Origin of the sequence: Serratia plymuthica (genome assembly GCF_018336935.1) — a bacterium.
GTDB lineage: Bacteria > Pseudomonadota > Gammaproteobacteria > Enterobacterales > Enterobacteriaceae > Serratia > Serratia plymuthica_B.
In genome coordinates this window covers 3,049,834-3,065,189 of record NZ_CP068771.1, presented here as the reverse complement: position 1 = coordinate 3,065,189, position 15,356 = coordinate 3,049,834, and the positions used below count along the sequence as shown (strand labels likewise).

Genomic DNA, 15,356 nt, shown 5'->3' with positions numbered 1-15,356 from the left:
GGCAGGGTTACATTACCTTTCAATGCAGCCCTTTTAAGCCTGAAGCTCGGAGGCCGCTATCGACACCAGTACCTGATTCAACTTTTGGGCGGCGCGGTGAATAGCCTCGTCGTCGTAACCTCCCAGCCCCAGGATCAACCCGCTTTTTCCGCTGCCGGGGGCGTACATCGGCGACAGCGCGCTGACCGCCACGCCTGCCTCGGCGGCGCCGGCGGCCACCTGTCGGTCGTCCAACCCCGCTTTCAACCACAATACCCGGTGCATCCCCTGATCACTGGGGAGCAAGGCAGCCAGATGCGGCGAAATATGCGCATTGACGGCATCGGTCAGCACGCGCCGCTTTTCCGCATAGACGCCGCGCATTCTGCGGATATGGCGATCCAGATGCCCCTGCGCCATAAAGCTGGCCAGTACGTGCTGGTCGGCGGTAGGCGGGTGGCGGTCCATCAGCACTCGCGCGCCGCAGAAGGCAGCCAGCAGCGGTTCGGGGACAATGGCGTAACCCAGTCGCAATGACGGGAACAGGATTTTGCTGAAGGTGCCGAGGTAAATGACTCTGGCGGGATCCAACCCTTGCAGAGAGGGAAAAGGGTGACCGGCGTAGCGCATTTCACTGTCGTAATCGTCTTCGACAATCCAGGCTTTTTGCTCTTTCGCCCAGGCCAGCAGCTCAAGCCTGCGCGACATGCTCATCGGCATGCACAGCGGATACTGGTGAGACGGGGTGACAAACGCGGCCCTGGCCCGTGGCGCCATTCTTCGGCCCGCCGCCACGTCGATACCTTGGTCGTCAACCGGCACCCGCGCCATCTGCCGGTCCCGGAGCAGGTTGTCAAAGATAGCGGTAATACCGCGATAGGCAGGGTCCTCGACCCAGGCGGCATCGCCGGCGTCCAGCACTATTTGCGTGGCGAGATAAAGCCCTTGCTGGGTGCCGGAGGTGATGATCACCTGTTCTGGCGTACAGAGCACCGAACGCGATTTTCGCACATATTCGCAGATCGCTTTGCGCAGCGGCAACTCGCCAAGAGGGTCGCCATAGCCTGATGGGGCGCCAGGCCCCCGGGCGCGGATCCGGTTGCCGAGCCGGCGCCAGACGTCATCGGGGGCAGTATCATTGATCGGTACCGAGACGGTGAAAGGGACTGGCGGCAGAGGCGCCCGTTGGGCGGAGAATTGCGCCAACGCCTGCGCCTGGGCGGTCAGGGGAATGTCGCAGATCTGCGGTTTTTTAGCCGGCGGCGGGGTTTTGCGGTTGAGCGCCATCGCCACGCGGGTGCCCGAACCGGGCAGCGCTTCCAGAAAACCTTCGGCGGTTAGCTGCTCAAAGGCGGCCAGCACCGTTCCTCTGGCAAGCTGCAATGCGCCCGACAGCACCCGCGTCGAGGGCAGCAGATCGCCCGCTTTCAGCTCGCCTTTATGAATGGCGGCCCGCAGCGCCTGGGCAAGCTGGACACTGAGCTGCCCCGCGTTGCGGTCAAGTTCGCCGATGGCAGGGATTTCAACGGTTTTGGCGGTTCTTGGCATGGATTCCGGTCCAGGAGTCAGTGGTGATACAGGGTGTTAACTGTAAACCACTTTTGAACGGAATGCGGTAGCGCGCCCGGTTAAAGTCGGTTTTTTGGCAGCAGGTGATCGCCAAAGCTCAGGCGCTGGCGGCCTGGCTCCACTTCGGCCAGCGGTTCGACCTCGTTCAGCGTGGATTTGCAGCGCAGCACCAGGTCATGATATTCACGCGTGCCGGTCACTTTCCACGCCAGCTCCTGTTCGGTCAGGTCGCGCAGTACCCGCGCCGGGCTGCCGACCACCAGTTTGTTGGCCTCAATCACCGCCGCCGCCTTCACGAAAGCCATTGCGCCGACGATGCTGTTCTCGCCAATCTCTGCGCCGTCCATGATCACCGCGTTCATGCCGACCATGGCGTTGCGACGGATGCGGCAACCGTGCAGGATTGCGCCGTGGCCGATATGGCCGTCTTCCTCGACGACGGTGTCCTGCTGCGGAAAGCCGTGCATCACGCAATTGTCCTGAATGTTGGCGCCGTCGCAGATAACCAGCCGGCCAAAATCGCCGCGCAGGCTGGCGTTCGGGCCGATGTAAACTTGCTTGCCGATAATCACGTCGCCAATCAGCACCGCCGTCGGGTGCACATAGCTGCTCGGGTCTACCACCGGCGTCAGGCCGTCAATCTGATACACGGGCATAGCTAAATCTCCTTGAGAGTATCGCGCGGCAGGCCGCCGAAGCGCCGGTAATAGCCTGCTGCCGGGGCGGGCAGGGCGCCGATAGTGGTTTCCGCCAGCGCGCTGACATAGTCGGTCGCGGCGCGGTCTACCCGCTGATAAATGTTGATGCACAAATTGCGGGCGATCTGCCCCTCCCACTGCGCCGGCAGCAGGGCGTCCGGCAACAGCGGGTCTTTCAGCGCCACGCGCCGGAAGAAGTGGATCAATAATAGCTTAATCTGGAAGCAACGCTGGGGCGTCAGCAGCGCGTCGTCGGCCTCGCGCAGCAGTTGCATCAGCGGGCGGAAAGAGACGATAAACTCGTGATAACCCGCAGCCACGTCAGCCAGCGACCAGCAGGTGGCCACCAACTGTTGCAGGGTTTGCTCGGAACGGTTGTACGGGTAGTCGGCGCGGAAGTAGATAACCTGCTCGCCTGCATCAAGCTCGCCGAGCAGCGCCGTCACGTCGGTTTGCGCGTGGGTGGGGGCCGCCATCAGGTTGTTGGCGATCTGGCCGAAACCCAGCCAGCCCAGCTCTTTTTTCAGCCGCGCTCGCTCGTTTTTGTCCGCGCTTTCCAGCAGCAATAAATCCCACTTGCCGTCCCAGGCCGGCGGTTCGCTGAGATAGATTTTCGACTCGGCGTGGCGGAACTGGCGCATGCCCTGATCGGTCACCCGATAGAAGCTGCGACGGCCGATTTTTTCCACCGCCAGCCAGCCCTCTTTTTGCAGGCGAAACACCGAGGTGCGCACGAAGCGATCGCCGAAACCCAGCGCCTCCAGCAGCGCGCTCAGACTGCCGAGCCACACTTCGCCACCGCGATGGCTGAGCGCATCGCCATACAGGGAGATAATCAGTGAAGTGCCGCTGATCGGCTGGGCGTCTACAGCATGGCGGATAAACTCATCCAGTTTATGTTCCATAGTTTTCCATGGGTTAGCCGTCGATGAGACACAACATTAACACAGTTTATTGAGGCGTCATCCGTGACGCCGGCTGAATTAGCGCGGCCGCAGATCGACCACGCGCTGGGCCTTGCCTTCCGAACGCGGAATGTCGCCGCAGTTGGCGATGCTGACGTCGGTGCTGACGCCGATAATCGATTTGATATGGTGGCGCAACTGGTGGCAGATCTCGCAGCGCTGCTGATGGCTGAGATTGAGCGCCGACTCTTTCAGCTCAACGCGCACCGCCAGGGTATCCAGATGCCCGCTGCGGCTGACCTGCAGTTGGTAGTGCGGCGACAGCTGTTCGAACTGCATAATCTGCTCTTCCACCTGCGACGGGAACACGTTGACGCCGCGAATGATCAGCATGTCGTCCGAACGGCCGGTGATTTTCCCCATGCGCCGCATCTGGCGCGCATCGCCCGGCAGCAGGCGGGTGAGGTCGCGGGTGCGGTAGCGGATCACCGGCAGCGCCTCTTTGGTCAGGGTGGTGAACACCAGTTCGCCGTGCTGGCCGTCCAGCAGGACTTCGCCGCTCTCGGGGCAGATGATCTCAGGCAGGAAGTGGTCTTCCCAGATGGTCGGGCCGCCGCCGCTTTCCAGGCACTCCATCGCAACGCCCGGCCCCATCACTTCGGACAGGCCATAAATATCCAGCGCCTTGATGCCCAGACGGGACTCAATCTCGTGGCGCAATGCCTCGGTCCAGGGTTCGGCGCCGAACACCCCGAGGCGCAGCGAACAGCTGCGGGCATCGCCGCCCATTTTGCGCTCCAGTTCGTCGATCAGCGTCAGGCAATAAGACGGCGTCACCATGATGACATCGGGTTTGAAGTCGAGGATCAGCTGCGCCTGCCTTTCGGTTTGCCCGCCGGAGACCGGGATCACCGTCGCCCCGAGCCGCTCTGCGCCGTAATGGGCACCCAGACCGCCGGTGAACAGGCCGTAGCCGTAGGCCACATGTACCTTATCTTTGGCGGTGGCTCCGGCGGCGCGCAGGCTGCGGGCGACGATATCGGCCCAGTTATCGATATCCCGTTGGGTATAACCGACCACCGTTGGCCTGCCGGTGGTGCCCGACGAGGCATGGATGCGCACTACCTGTTCCATCGGAACGGCGAAGGTGTCGAACGGGTAGTTGTCGCGCAGATCCTGCTTGGTGGTGTAGGGGAAGCGGCTTATATCGCTAAGTTGCCTGAGGTCGTCAGGATGTACGCCTGCCCGATCGAACTTGCGTTTATACATCGGCACGTTGTTGTAGGCGTGGTGCAGCGTCCATTTCAGGCGTTCCAGCTGCAGCGCTTCTATTTCATCGCGCGAGGCGAACTCAATGGTGTCGAGTGGCCGTGTAGGGGTTGTCATAGTTAGCCTCGGAGAGTCATACCCGTTCAATGATCATAGCAATACCCTGGCCGACGCCGATGCACAGGGTGCAAAGCGCGTAGCGGCCGGAGCGCCGTTCCAGTTCAAACAGGGCGGCCAGCGCCAGACGCGCGCCGCTCATGCCCAGCGGATGCCCAAGGGCAATCGCGCCGCCGTTGGGGTTCACCTGTGGGGCGTCGTCGGGCAGGCCAAGCTGGCGCAGCACCGCCAGCGCCTGTGCGGCAAACGCCTCGTTCAGTTCGATAACATCCATTTGCGCCAGGCTCAGCCCGGCGATTTCCAGCACCTTGCGGGTGGCCGGCAAAGGGCCAATGCCCATCAGGCGCGGCTCAACGCCGCAGGTGGCGGTGGCGACAATGCGCGCGCGTGGCGTTAACCCCTGGCGAACGGCCATGGCTTCGGAGGCGACAATCAGTGCCGCTGCGCCGTCATTCAAGCCGGAGGCGTTACCGGCGGTCACGGTTCCGGGCTGGCGGAACGGGGTTTTCAGCGCCTGCAATTGTTCCAGCCGGGTATCGGCACGCGGGTGCTCGTCCTGGCTAAACAGCGTCATCGCGCCTTTTTTGCCGGGGAGACTGACCGGCACGATCTCCTGCGCCAATATTCCCGATGCTTGCGCACGGGCGGCGCGCTGCTGGCTGCGCAACGCAAAGGCGTCCTGATCGGCGCGGCTGATATTGAACTGCGCCGCGACGTTTTCGGCGGTTTCCGGCATGGAGTCAGTGCCGTACTCTGCCTGCATCTGCGGGTTGACAAAGCGCCAGCCCAGGGTGGTGTCATACAGCTGCGCCTGGCGGCTGAAGGCGCTGTCGGCCTTGCCCATCACCAGCGGAGCGCGGGTCATGGATTCCGCGCCGCCGGCCAGCACCAACCCGGCTTCGCCTGCCTTGATGCTGCGCGCCGCCATCGCCAGCGCGTCCAACCCCGAGCCGCACAGGCGGTTGACGGTGGTGCCTGAAACCGTGACCGGCACGCCCGCCAGCAGCCCGGCCATGCGCGCCAGGTTGCGGTTGTCTTCCCCGGCCTGATTGGCGCAGCCGAGGATCACGTCGTCCAGCAGCGACCAGTCTGCCTGGGGATGGCGCTCCAGCAGGGCACGCAGCGGCAATGCGGCCAAATCGTCGGCGCGCACGCCGGACAACGCGCCGCCATAGCGGCCAATCGGCGTGCGGACGCCGTCGCAAATAAATGCCTGACTCATGGTTGCTCCTCTAAAAGGGGCTGGCCGAGGCGGTGTGCGCGGCCACGGAACCAGGCGACGGTTTTGCCCCGTTGGTTGACTATTTCGACGTCATACAGCCCGGTGGTTTTGCCCTGATGCCGCAGCTCGGCGCTGGCGGTGAGACGATCGCCCGCCAGCGCCGGGCGGATAAAATCGATGCTGCAACCGGATGCCACCGCCGCCAGCCCTTGGCTGTTGCAGGCATAGGCGAAGGCGGTATCGGCCAGGCTGAACAGTTGGCCGCCGTGGCAGGTTTGGTGGCCGTTAAGCATCTGCGGGCCGACGGTCATGCTGACCCTGGCGAAACCGGCGTCGATTTCATCTACCTGCATACCCATCGCCTGCGCGCAGGCATCTTGTTGAAACATCTGTTCGACGCAGCGCTGCGCCAGCGCATGGGGCGTATTGGCGTTCATCATTCGGCTCCTGAATAGAGGGATGCGTAGTGGCGCAGCAACGGCATTGGCCGGTAGCGCGGTTCGCCATAGTAGCGATGCAGGTTTTCCAGCGTGGCGAGGATTTGCCGCCAGCCGAGTGCAGCCCCCCATTCCAGCGGGCCGCGCGGGTAGTTGACGCCGCAACGCAGTGCGCTATCGGTATCTTCGGCGCTGGCGACGCCTTTGTTCACCACGTCGAGCGCCTCGTTGGCCAGCATGGCCAGGGTCCGCATCACCAACAGGCCAGGGTAGTCCGGCAGTAAAATCACCTGCTTACCGAACGATTGCAGCAGGCGCACCACCTTATCGTTGTGTTGTGCGTCGTTTTGCGTTGCGCAACTGATGGCGACGCAGGGGGCTTGCGAATAATTGGCGGACAGATCAAACAGCACCACGGGGGTTCCTGTTTCTTCGGCAATCTGGCTGGCTGTTTTACCATTTGTTAACATAAATATAACTTCGTCGATCCGGGCAAAGGCGCTGGTCTGGCCAGGTTGTATGATCGTCTCCGCATTTCCCGTCAGCAATCCGGCTAAAAAGGCCACGCCCGCGTCGTCGCCGTGCAGTTGGACGCTGCGTGGCGGCTCGGCCTGCGAGAGGGGCAGGCAGAGGGGGGGCGGCGACGCTGGCTCGCCGTCATAACGGTAAAAACCACGGCCGCTTTTGCGGCCCAGACGCCCGGCGGCCACCAGCTCTTGCTGTACCAGCGACGGCGCAAAGCGCGAGTCCTGGAAAAAGGCCTGAAACACCGACTCGGTGACGGCGTAATTAATATCCTGGCCAATCAGATCGGTCAGTTGCAGCGGCCCCATGGCAAAACCGCCGGCATCGCGCATCACCGCATCGAGTGTAGCGATGTCGGCTACCCGTTCTTCCAGCGCACGCAGGGTTTCGGCGTAAAAAGGCCGCGCCACGCGGTTAACGATAAACCCCGGCGTGGAGCGGCACAGCACGCTCTGTTTGCCCCATTGCCGGGCCAGCGTTTGCAGGGTGGCGAGGGTGTCGGCGCTGGTGTCCAGCCCGCTGACGATCTCCACCAGCTTCATCAGCGGAGCCGGGTTAAAGAAGTGCAGCCCGGCCAGGCGCTGCGGATGCTGCAGCGCGCCGCCGATGGCGGTAATCGACAGCGACGAGGTATTGCTGGCGAACAACGCGGCGGGCGAGCACAGGGCTTCCAGCTCCCGAAACAGGCTTTGTTTGATCGCCAGCTTTTCCGCTACCGCTTCTATCACCAGCGAGCAGTCCGCCAATTGATCAAGCGTATCCACCGGCTGGATGCGTGTCAGCAACGCTTCGGTGGCCTCGGCGTCGGCCTTGCCGGCCGCAACGCGCCGCCGCAACCTCATGCCCAGGGCGCTCAGCGCGTTTTGGGCCGCGGTCGCGGCGATATCGAACAGTTTCACCTGATGCCCGGCATGGGCCGCCACCTGGGCAATGCCGATGCCCATGGTGCCCGCGCCAATCACCGCCACGGTTCCGTTGAAGTTCGACCGGCTCATGATTATTTCCCGCTGAAATTGGGCGTGCGTTTGGCGAAGAAGGCGCTGACGCCTTCGCGATAATCGTCGCTGCGGCCGCCGAGACGCTGAAGATCGCGCTCCAGATCGAGCTGTTGATCGAGGCTGTTGGTCGCCGAACTGTAGAGGGCTTTTTTAATCAGCCCCAGCCCGTAGGTTGGCTGGGTGGCCAGATGCCGCGCCAGCGTTTGGGTATGGTCGGCCAATTCGCCTGCCGCCACCACCTGCCAGATCATGCCCCATTCCAGCGCCTGTTGTGCGCTGACCTTATCGCCCAGCAGCGCCATGCCCATGGCGCGGGCATGGCCCGCCAGACGCGGCAGAAACCAGCTACCGCCGGAGTCCGGCACCAGCCCCAGGCGGCAGAACGACTGGATAAAACTGGCGTTGTCGGCGGCGATCACGATATCGCAGGCCAGCGCCAGCGCGGCCCCTGCACCCGCCGCCACACCGTTGACGGCGCACAGTATCGGTTTGGGCAATGCGGTCAGGCGGCGGATCAGCGGGTTATAAAAACGTTCGACCGACAGGCCGAGGTCTGGCGCCTGTTGCTCCACGCTGACGTTACGATCGTTCAGGTCTTGCCCGGCGCAAAAACCGCGCCCGGCACCGGTGATCAACAAGCAGCGTACCTCGTCGTCACGTTCGGCCCGGGTCAGTGCCTCGCTGAGCTGGCGGTGCATCTCGTCGTTAAAGCTGTTCAGCCGGTCCGGCCGGTTGAGGGTCAAGGTCAGCACCCCGGCATCGAGGTGGGTGAGAATCAATACGTTATCCATAAATCAGCGCCCCTGATAGTTTGGCGTACGTTTTTCGAAGAAGGCGGTGATGCCTTCACGGCGATCGTCGGTGGCGGCCAGCGCGACAAAATGCTGGCGCTCAAAGGCCAGCCCCTGGCTGAGGCCGACTTCTTCCGCCTGTTTCAGCGCCTGTTTGGCGGCACGCAGAGCCAGCGGGGCCTGTAAGCTGATACGTTCGGCGATCTGCTCAGCGCGTTCCAGCGTCAGCGCGTCGACGCACACTTCACTGACCAAGCCGGCTTGCAGCGCGCGGGCGGCGTTGATGGCTTCGCCGGTCAACACCATCTGGCCGGCCAGGGATTTCCCGACGCAGCGAATCAAGCGTTGAGTACCGCCCGCTCCCGGCATCAGGCCGAGGGTGATTTCCGGCAGGCCAAAGCGGGCGCTTTCGCCGCAGACCACGATGTCGCAGGCCAGCGCCAGTTCGCAGCCGGCGCCTAGCGCATAGCCGTTCACCGCCGCCAGCAGCGGTTTGCTGAACTGCGCCAGCCGCTGCCACAACAACGGACGGCGATCCGCCAGTGCGGCGGGCAAGTCCTGCTGTTGCAGTTCCCGCAGATCGGCACCTGCGGCAAAGAAACTCGCCGCACCGGTTATCACCACTGCGCCCACGCTTGCGTCGGCATCGGCCTGTTCCAGCCGATACACCAGCTGTTCCAGGCAGGGTGTGCTCAGGGCGTTGCGCGCCTCCGGGCGATGCAGCGTCAAGGTCACCACGCGCTGCCGCTGTTGCTGCAGGATCAAAGGGGTTTCCATTACCAGCTCCTATACGTCAAAGTCCAACACCACGCCGTGGCCGCGCGGCCACGACTGGCAGCTCAACACGTAGCCCGCCGCCAACTGATCCGGCTCCAGGCTGTAGTTGACGGCCATCTCCACCTGGCCGGCCTTCAGCCGGCATTTGCAGGTGGCGCACACTCCGCCTTTGCAGGCGTAGGGCAGGTCAGCGCCCTGGCGCAGCGCCGCGTCCAGAATGCTGTCGTCCTGTGTGCCAACCTCGATATTCAAACGGCGGCCATCGAGCAGGATCTCCACCTGGGTGGCGTTGCGGCTGCCGTCGTTGAGCGGGCGGGCGGCAATGCCGCTGGTGTTAAAGCGTTCGCTGTGGATATGCGCGGCCGGTACGCCGGCCTGTTCCAGCACGGTTTGCGCGTCGTCCATCATCGCCTCCGGCCCGCAGATAAAGGCATGGTCGTAATCGCGGTAATCCAGCAATGCGCCGCCGAGAGCCGTCAGGCGTTCGCGATCGATACGGCCGCTGAGCAGCGGGCTGTCCAGGCTCTCTTGGCTGAACAGGTACAGCGGCTGGAAGCGCTGCGGATAGCGGTTTTTCAGGTCGCTCAACGCCTCTTTGAACATCACCGAGCGGCTGCTGCGGTTGCCGTAGATCAGCGTGAAGCGGCTGTTGGCTTCCAGTTGCAGCGTGGCCTTGATGATCGACAGCATCGGCGTGATGCCGGAACCGGCCGCAATCGCCAGATAGTTGCCGCAGTTTTCCGCCTGCGGCTGATAGCCGAAACGCCCTTGCGGCACCATGACCTCCAGTTCGTCGCCGACTTTCAGCATGTGGTTGACGAATGAGGAGAAACGGCCCCGATGAATCGCTTTGACGCCGATCTGCAGCAACCCTTCCTGCGGAGCGCTGCAAATGGAATAGCAACGCCGCAGTTCTTCGCCGTCGACCCGCGCCTTTAACGTCAGGTGCTGGCCGGGGGTATAGCGGTAATGGTTTTTCAACTCGTCGGGTACGCGCAGCGTGATGGCCACGGCGTCCGGCGTTTCGCGCTCGATGGCGGCGACGTTAAGGCGATGGAAGACCGTCATGGTGCTCTCCTATACCCTTCATACTTGAGAGGCAGCTCCAATTATTTGGGGTATACATTTGTTAAATGCATTTGAAATAGTCGAACGGTTCCCGGCACTCGCAGCAGCGGTACAGTGCCTTGCAGGCGGTGGAGCCGAACTCGCTGATTTTTTCGCTTCGGGTGCTGCCGCAGCGCGGGCAGGGCACCGGGCCGTGGGCCTCGGGTTTATCGCAGGTGTGGCCCTGCGGCGGTGCGACGCCGTAGTCCCGCAACCGCGCGCGCGCCGCCGCATTCATCCAGTCGGTGGTCCAGGCCGGGCTGAGGCGAATGGTCACTTTCACCGGGCTGAAACCGGCTTCGGCCAGCCGCTGCTCGATGGCGTTGAGCAGGAATTCGGTGGCGGGGCAACCGGAGTAGGTCGGCGTAAAGGTAATGCGCCAGCCCGCGCCGTCCGGCTCTACGTCGCGCACCATGCCCAGATCGGTGATCGACAGCACCGGCAGCTCCGGATCGCTGATCTGTTGCAGACAGTGCCAGATTTGCGGGATTTCGGCGGCCTGCAGCCGGGTGATGTTCATGGCGGCCTCTTTACCAGTTGCTGTTGGGATAGGCGCGCTGCAGAAACTGCATTTCTGCCAGCAGCGGGCCGAGGTGTTCGCTGTGCCGCCCCTGTTTGCCGCCGCGGCGGAACGCCTGTTCCTCCGGCACCCTCAGGGTGGCCAGGCGCAGGGTGTCGTTCACCAGAGCGCGCCAGGGCGTTTCAAGCTGACGCGGATCGGCGCCGATGCCCTGTTCCGTCAATTCCAGCTCGACGTCGTCGGCATGGAACAGTTCGGCGGTAAAGCGCCACAGGTTATCCAGTGCCTGCTGAATTTTCTGGTGGCTGACCGCGTTGCCGTCGCCCAGGCGAATCATCCAGCCGCGGCTGAAGCGCAGGTGATAATCCGCCTCCTTCAGCGATTTGGCGGCGATGGCGGCCAGCTGTGGGTCACGGCTGCGGCTCAGTGCCTGATGCAACTGCACGTGGTAGGCGTCGAGCAAAAACTGCCGCACCAGAGTGTCGTTGAAGCCGCCGTTCGGCTGTTCCGCCAGCAGCAGATTGTGGAATTCACGCTCGTCGCGGCCAAAGGCCAGGCGATCTTCGCCGTATTGCGGCCCGGCCAGTTCGGCGGCATAACCGAGAAAGTGACGCGCCTGCCCGAGCAGATCCAGGCCGATATTCGCCAGCGCCAGATCGATTTCCAGCTCCGGTGCGTGGCCGCACCAGGCACACAGCCGCTGGGCGAGGATCAGCGGCGTATCGCTCTGACGCAGTACATAGGTAATTCGCGGATCGTTAAAGGTCATGGCCGCCTCTACATGTTCTTGATGCCGTCGGGAATGGTGTAGAACGTCGGGTGACGGTAGATCTTGTCATCGGACGGATCGAAGAACGCCCCGCGATCTTCCGGCTGCGAAGCGATCAGATGGCTCGATTGCACCACCCAGATTGAGCAGCCTTCGCTGCGCCGGGTATAGGCATCGCGGGCATTTTCCAGCGCCATTTGGTCATCGGCGGCGTGCAGGCTGCCGACATGGCGGTGCGCCAACCCTTGTTTGCTGCGGATAAACACTTCATACAGCGGCCATTCAGCGTGAGTCATTTTCGATTCCTTCATCTTATTATGCGGCGGTGGCGGCGTTTTTCTTCGCGTGGGCCAGCGCGCCTTCGCGCACCCAGGCACCGTCGTCCCAGGCGCGACGCTTGGCCTGCAGGCGTTCGTGGTTGCATTGCCCGCGCCCCTTGATCACCTCGTGCAACTCGCTCCAGTCGATAGCGCCGAAGCGGTAGTGACCGGCGGCTTCGTCCCAGGCCAATTCGGCATCGGGTGCGGTCATACCCAGCGCCTCCAGCTGCGGCACGGTGTTGTCGACAAATTTCTGTCGCAGTTCGTCATTGCTGTGGCGTTTGATCTTCCACGCCATGCTTTGCGCGCTGTGCGGCGAGTCGGTGTCGCTCGGGCCGAACATCATCAGCACCGGCCACCAAAACCGGTTAATGGCGTCTTGCAGCATCGCTTTCTGCTGCTCGCTGCCGTTAGCCATCGCCATCGCCGCTTCGTAACCCTGGCGCTGGTGGAAGCTTTCTTCTTTGCAGATTTTCACCATCGCCCGCGCATAGGGGCCGTAAGAGGCGCGACACAACGCCACCTGATTGACAATGGCTGCGCCGTCGACCAGCCAGCCAATCACCCCGATATCCGCCCAGTTGAGCGTCGGGTAGTTGAAGATGGAGGAATACTTCATCTTGCCGTCGAGCATTTTTTGGTAGATCTCCTGACGCGAGCAGCCCAGGGTTTCGGCGGCGCTGTACAGGTACAGACCGTGCCCGGCCTCGTCCTGCACCTTGGCCAGCAGCACCGCTTTGCGGCGCAGGGTCGGCGCCCGCGTCAGCCAGTTGGCTTCCGGCAACATGCCGACCACTTCGGAATGGGCGTGTTGGCCAATCTGGCGGATCAGGTTTTGGCGATAGGCGTCAGGCATCCAGTCTTTGGCTTCGATGGCGGTATCCGCCGCAATCTTGTCGTCGAAGTGCTGCTGATGTTGCGCGTCAGTTATCATGCTTGCCTCTTGGTGATTCGTATTTTTCACATTTAATACAAAAATGTGAATCACGTTATTTCACCTTAAGGCTACAAACTGATAACAAAAAGATCAAACGGCCTTTATGTGGTTTTGCGATGCTACTCACAGGTTAATTATATAATCAATTGTTTTATATGGATTTATAAAAATCATCGAAGCGTGTTTTTCAAGGTTCCTGGCCTGTCCGCAGGTTGTGTTGTTTGGTTTTTGTTAGATTTTGCCCTGGCAGAGACTGGACAATATGTGATACGCAATTAAGCTATCTAGTGTAAATTTATGAATTCCGGAGATACGCATGCAGCAGTTACACAGTTACCTTTCTGGCGGCTGGGTGTTCGGCCAGGGGCAAGCCCGCGAAATCCATCACGCCATTACCGGCGAACCGCTGTATCAGGTTTGCTCCGACGGTTTGCCGCTGGCCGCCAGCCTGGACTATGCGCGCAATAAAGGCGGCAGGGCGCTGGCGCAGATGACATTCCAGCAGCGCGCTCAAATGATGAAGGCAGTGGCTAAACACCTGCTGGCGCACAAAGAGGCGTTGTATGAGATTTCATACCAGACCGGCGCCACGCGCAGCGACGGCTGGGTGGACATCGAAGGCGGCATTGCGACGCTGTTCGCCTATGCGGGCCTGGCGGGGCGTGAACTGCCGGACGATACCCTGTGGCCGGAGGACGAGCCGATTCCGTTATCCAAACAGGCGCAGTTCGCCGCTCGGCATGTGCTGACCTCGCGGCCGGGCGTGGCGCTGCATATCAACGCCTTCAACTTCCCCTGCTGGGGGATGCTGGAAAAACTGGCGCCGACCTGGCTGGCGGGCATGCCGGCCATCATTAAACCGGCGACGGCCACCGCGCAACTGACACAGGCGACGGTCAGGCTGATTATCGACAGCGGGCTGGTGCCGGAGGGGGCTTTGCAACTGGTGTGCGGCGGCATCGGCGACATGTTCGAACACCTGGATTATCAGGATGCGGTGACCTTCACCGGCTCGGCGCAGACCGGCCAGCGGCTGCGCGCACATCCGCGCCTGCTGGAAAAATCCGTCGCTTTCACTATGGAGGCCGATTCGCTCAACTGCTGCGTGCTGGGGGAGGACGTCACGCCGCAAATGCCGGAGTTCGCACTGTTTATCAAAGAAGTGTGCCGTGAAATGACCGCCAAGGCCGGGCAGAAATGCACCGCCATCCGGCGGATTATCGTGCCGGCGAAGCGGGTGGGGGAGGTGCAACAGGCGCTACTGCAGCGGCTGGCCGGGGTGACGGTGGGCGATCCCAAACTGGAGCAGGTGCGCATGGGGGCGCTGGTCAGTCGCGAGCAGCGCGATGACGTGCAGCAAAAAGTGGAGTTCCTGCTGCGCCACGGCTGCGAACCGCTGTGCGGCGCGGCGCTCGATAAGCTGGAACTGGCCGGTGAAGGGACGCAAAACGGCGCGTTTTATCCGGCCACGCTGCTGTATTGCGCCGATCCGTTTTCGCACCAGGCGGTACATGGCACCGAGGCTTTCGGGCCGGTGGCGACGCTGATGCCGTATCAACAGACCGAACAGGCGATTGAGCTGGCGCTGCTGGGCCAGGGCAGCCTGGTGGGGTCATTGGTGACTGCCGATGAGGCGTTGGCAACGCGCTTTATCCGCGCCACCGCCTGTGCTCACGGCCGTATGCTGATTCTGGATCGTCACGCGGCCGTGGAGTCCACCGGCCACGGCTCACCGCTGCCGATGCTGATGCATGGCGGGCCGGGGCGCGCCGGTGGGGGCGAGGAGTTGGGCGGGTTGCGTGCGGTGAAACACTATATGCAACGCACCGCCATTCAGGGCAGCCCGGCGATGCTGGCGGCGATTGGCCGTGAGTGGGTGCGCGGAGCGACGGTGATTGAGGAGCCGGTTCATCCGTTCCGCAAATACTTTGAACAGCTGCAACTGGGCGAAAGCCTGCTGACCGCCCGCCGCACCGTAACCGAAGCCGATATCGTTAACTTTGCCTGCCTGAGCGGCGATCATTTCTACGCCCACATGGACAAGATCGGCGCCGCCGAATCGCTGTTTGGCGAACGTGTGGCGCACGGCTATTTTGTGGTTTCAGCCGCCGCCGGGCTGTTTGTTGACCCCGGCGTGGGGCCGGTGATCGCCAACTATGGCATGGAAAACCTGCGCTTTATCGAACCGGTGAAGATCGGCGATACGCTACAGGTGCGCCTGACCTGCAAAAAGAAAATCCGCAAGCCGCAGAAAACCGCAGAGGATCGCCCGCATGGGGTCGTGGTGTGGGATGTTCAGGTGTTGAATCAGCATCAGCAGGCGGTGGCGCTGTACAGCATTTTGACGCTGGTGGCGCGCCGGGAAGGCGACGTTGGGGCGGTAAGCTGACCGGCAACAGATTGCCGGCCGTGTATC

The 15,356-nt window shown here is 62.4% G+C and carries 15 protein-coding genes; 1 reads left to right on the top strand and 14 read right to left on the bottom strand.

The window, feature by feature from the left end:
• Positions 1–33 precede the first annotated feature (33 nt).
• The 14 genes from JK621_RS14255 to paaA all read right to left on the bottom strand — a co-directional run bounded on the left by JK621_RS14255 (position 34) and on the right by paaA (position 12,937).
• The gene (locus tag JK621_RS14255) at positions 34–1,527 is read right to left on the bottom strand and encodes a PLP-dependent aminotransferase family protein (RefSeq protein ID WP_212556565.1); all 1,494 of its coding nucleotides are present in this window, start codon (positions 1,525–1,527) and stop codon (positions 34–36) included.
• Between the two features lie 80 nt (positions 1,528–1,607).
• Positions 1,608–2,204 carry a phenylacetic acid degradation protein PaaY gene (gene paaY, locus JK621_RS14250; RefSeq protein ID WP_004946353.1) on the bottom strand — a complete coding sequence of 199 codons (597 nt, stop codon included), beginning with the start codon at positions 2,202–2,204 and terminating at the stop codon, positions 1,608–1,610.
• 2 nt (positions 2,205–2,206) lie between these two features.
• Positions 2,207–3,151 (bottom strand): phenylacetic acid degradation operon negative regulatory protein PaaX, encoded by a 945-nt coding sequence (gene paaX, locus JK621_RS14245; RefSeq protein WP_212556564.1) that lies wholly within the window; start codon positions 3,149–3,151, stop codon positions 2,207–2,209.
• Between the two features lie 78 nt (positions 3,152–3,229).
• On the bottom strand, positions 3,230–4,537 hold the full coding sequence (paaK, locus tag JK621_RS14240; RefSeq protein ID WP_212556563.1) for a phenylacetate--CoA ligase PaaK: 1,308 nt from the start codon (positions 4,535–4,537) through the stop codon (positions 3,230–3,232).
• 16 nt (positions 4,538–4,553) lie between these two features.
• Positions 4,554–5,759 (bottom strand): 3-oxoadipyl-CoA thiolase, encoded by a 1,206-nt coding sequence (gene pcaF / locus JK621_RS14235; RefSeq protein WP_212556562.1) that lies wholly within the window; start codon positions 5,757–5,759, stop codon positions 4,554–4,556.
• Complete coding sequence (gene paaI / locus JK621_RS14230) at positions 5,756–6,196, bottom strand: hydroxyphenylacetyl-CoA thioesterase PaaI (RefSeq protein ID WP_212560203.1); 441 nt, start codon at positions 6,194–6,196, stop codon at positions 5,756–5,758. The genes pcaF and paaI overlap by 4 nt, the downstream gene beginning before the upstream one ends.
• Positions 6,196–7,716, bottom strand: a complete 1,521-nt coding sequence (locus tag JK621_RS14225; RefSeq protein ID WP_212556561.1) for a 3-hydroxyacyl-CoA dehydrogenase — start codon at positions 7,714–7,716, stop codon at positions 6,196–6,198. The genes paaI and JK621_RS14225 overlap by 1 nt, the downstream gene beginning before the upstream one ends.
• Positions 7,717–7,718: 2 nt before the next feature.
• Positions 7,719–8,510 carry a 2-(1,2-epoxy-1,2-dihydrophenyl)acetyl-CoA isomerase PaaG gene (gene paaG / locus JK621_RS14220; RefSeq protein WP_212556560.1) on the bottom strand — a complete coding sequence of 264 codons (792 nt, stop codon included), beginning with the start codon at positions 8,508–8,510 and terminating at the stop codon, positions 7,719–7,721.
• A gap of 3 nt (positions 8,511–8,513) precedes the next feature.
• Positions 8,514–9,287 carry a 2,3-dehydroadipyl-CoA hydratase PaaF gene (paaF, locus tag JK621_RS14215; protein ID WP_212556559.1) on the bottom strand — a complete coding sequence of 258 codons (774 nt, stop codon included), beginning with the start codon at positions 9,285–9,287 and terminating at the stop codon, positions 8,514–8,516.
• 9 nt (positions 9,288–9,296) lie between these two features.
• On the bottom strand, positions 9,297–10,355 hold the full coding sequence (paaE, locus tag JK621_RS14210; protein WP_212556558.1) for a 1,2-phenylacetyl-CoA epoxidase subunit PaaE: 1,059 nt from the start codon (positions 10,353–10,355) through the stop codon (positions 9,297–9,299).
• Between the two features lie 61 nt (positions 10,356–10,416).
• The gene (gene paaD, locus JK621_RS14205) at positions 10,417–10,914 is read right to left on the bottom strand and encodes a 1,2-phenylacetyl-CoA epoxidase subunit PaaD (protein ID WP_212556557.1); all 498 of its coding nucleotides are present in this window, start codon (positions 10,912–10,914) and stop codon (positions 10,417–10,419) included.
• Positions 10,915–10,924: 10 nt separating this feature from the next.
• Positions 10,925–11,683 carry a 1,2-phenylacetyl-CoA epoxidase subunit PaaC gene (gene paaC / locus JK621_RS14200; protein WP_212556556.1) on the bottom strand — a complete coding sequence of 253 codons (759 nt, stop codon included), beginning with the start codon at positions 11,681–11,683 and terminating at the stop codon, positions 10,925–10,927.
• An 8-nt stretch (positions 11,684–11,691) separates the two neighbouring features.
• On the bottom strand, positions 11,692–11,979 hold the full coding sequence (paaB, locus tag JK621_RS14195; RefSeq protein ID WP_004946321.1) for a 1,2-phenylacetyl-CoA epoxidase subunit PaaB: 288 nt from the start codon (positions 11,977–11,979) through the stop codon (positions 11,692–11,694).
• 19 nt (positions 11,980–11,998) lie between these two features.
• Positions 11,999–12,937 (bottom strand): 1,2-phenylacetyl-CoA epoxidase subunit PaaA, encoded by a 939-nt coding sequence (gene paaA, locus JK621_RS14190; protein ID WP_212556555.1) that lies wholly within the window; start codon positions 12,935–12,937, stop codon positions 11,999–12,001.
• A 319-nt stretch (positions 12,938–13,256) separates the two neighbouring features.
• On the opposite strand from paaA, the gene paaZ reads away from it, so the two are divergent.
• Entirely contained in the window at positions 13,257–15,329 is a 2,073-nt protein-coding gene (gene paaZ / locus JK621_RS14185; RefSeq protein WP_212556554.1) for a phenylacetic acid degradation bifunctional protein PaaZ, read from the top strand.
• The last annotated feature ends 27 nt before the right edge of the window (positions 15,330–15,356 follow it).

What these genes read in the sequence shown, in the direction of transcription:
- paaK (WP_212556563.1), bottom strand. Translation starts at nt 4,537, where the DNA reads ATGACAACCCCTACACGGCCACTCGACACCATTGAGTTCGCCTCGCGC.
- pcaF (WP_212556562.1), bottom strand. Translation starts at nt 5,759, where the DNA reads ATGAGTCAGGCATTTATTTGCGACGGCGTCCGCACGCCGATTGGCCGC.
- paaB (WP_004946321.1), bottom strand. Translation starts at nt 11,979, where the DNA reads ATGACTCACGCTGAATGGCCGCTGTATGAAGTGTTTATCCGCAGCAAA.
- paaC (WP_212556556.1), bottom strand. Translation starts at nt 11,683, where the DNA reads ATGACCTTTAACGATCCGCGAATTACCTATGTACTGCGTCAGAGCGAT.
- paaF (WP_212556559.1), bottom strand. Translation starts at nt 9,287, where the DNA reads ATGGAAACCCCTTTGATCCTGCAGCAACAGCGGCAGCGCGTGGTGACC.
- paaI (WP_212560203.1), bottom strand. Translation starts at nt 6,196, where the DNA reads ATGAACGCCAATACGCCCCATGCGCTGGCGCAGCGCTGCGTCGAACAG.
- paaY (WP_004946353.1), bottom strand. Translation starts at nt 2,204, where the DNA reads ATGCCCGTGTATCAGATTGACGGCCTGACGCCGGTGGTAGACCCGAGC.
- paaZ (WP_212556554.1), top strand. Translation starts at nt 13,257, where the DNA reads ATGCAGCAGTTACACAGTTACCTTTCTGGCGGCTGGGTGTTCGGCCAG.
- paaA (WP_212556555.1), bottom strand. Translation starts at nt 12,937, where the DNA reads ATGATAACTGACGCGCAACATCAGCAGCACTTCGACGACAAGATTGCG.
- paaE (WP_212556558.1), bottom strand. Translation starts at nt 10,355, where the DNA reads ATGACGGTCTTCCATCGCCTTAACGTCGCCGCCATCGAGCGCGAAACG.
- paaG (WP_212556560.1), bottom strand. Translation starts at nt 8,510, where the DNA reads ATGGATAACGTATTGATTCTCACCCACCTCGATGCCGGGGTGCTGACC.
- JK621_RS14225 (WP_212556561.1), bottom strand. Translation starts at nt 7,716, where the DNA reads ATGAGCCGGTCGAACTTCAACGGAACCGTGGCGGTGATTGGCGCGGGC.
- paaX (WP_212556564.1), bottom strand. Translation starts at nt 3,151, where the DNA reads ATGGAACATAAACTGGATGAGTTTATCCGCCATGCTGTAGACGCCCAG.
- paaD (WP_212556557.1), bottom strand. Translation starts at nt 10,914, where the DNA reads ATGAACATCACCCGGCTGCAGGCCGCCGAAATCCCGCAAATCTGGCAC.
- JK621_RS14255 (WP_212556565.1), bottom strand. Translation starts at nt 1,527, where the DNA reads ATGCCAAGAACCGCCAAAACCGTTGAAATCCCTGCCATCGGCGAACTT.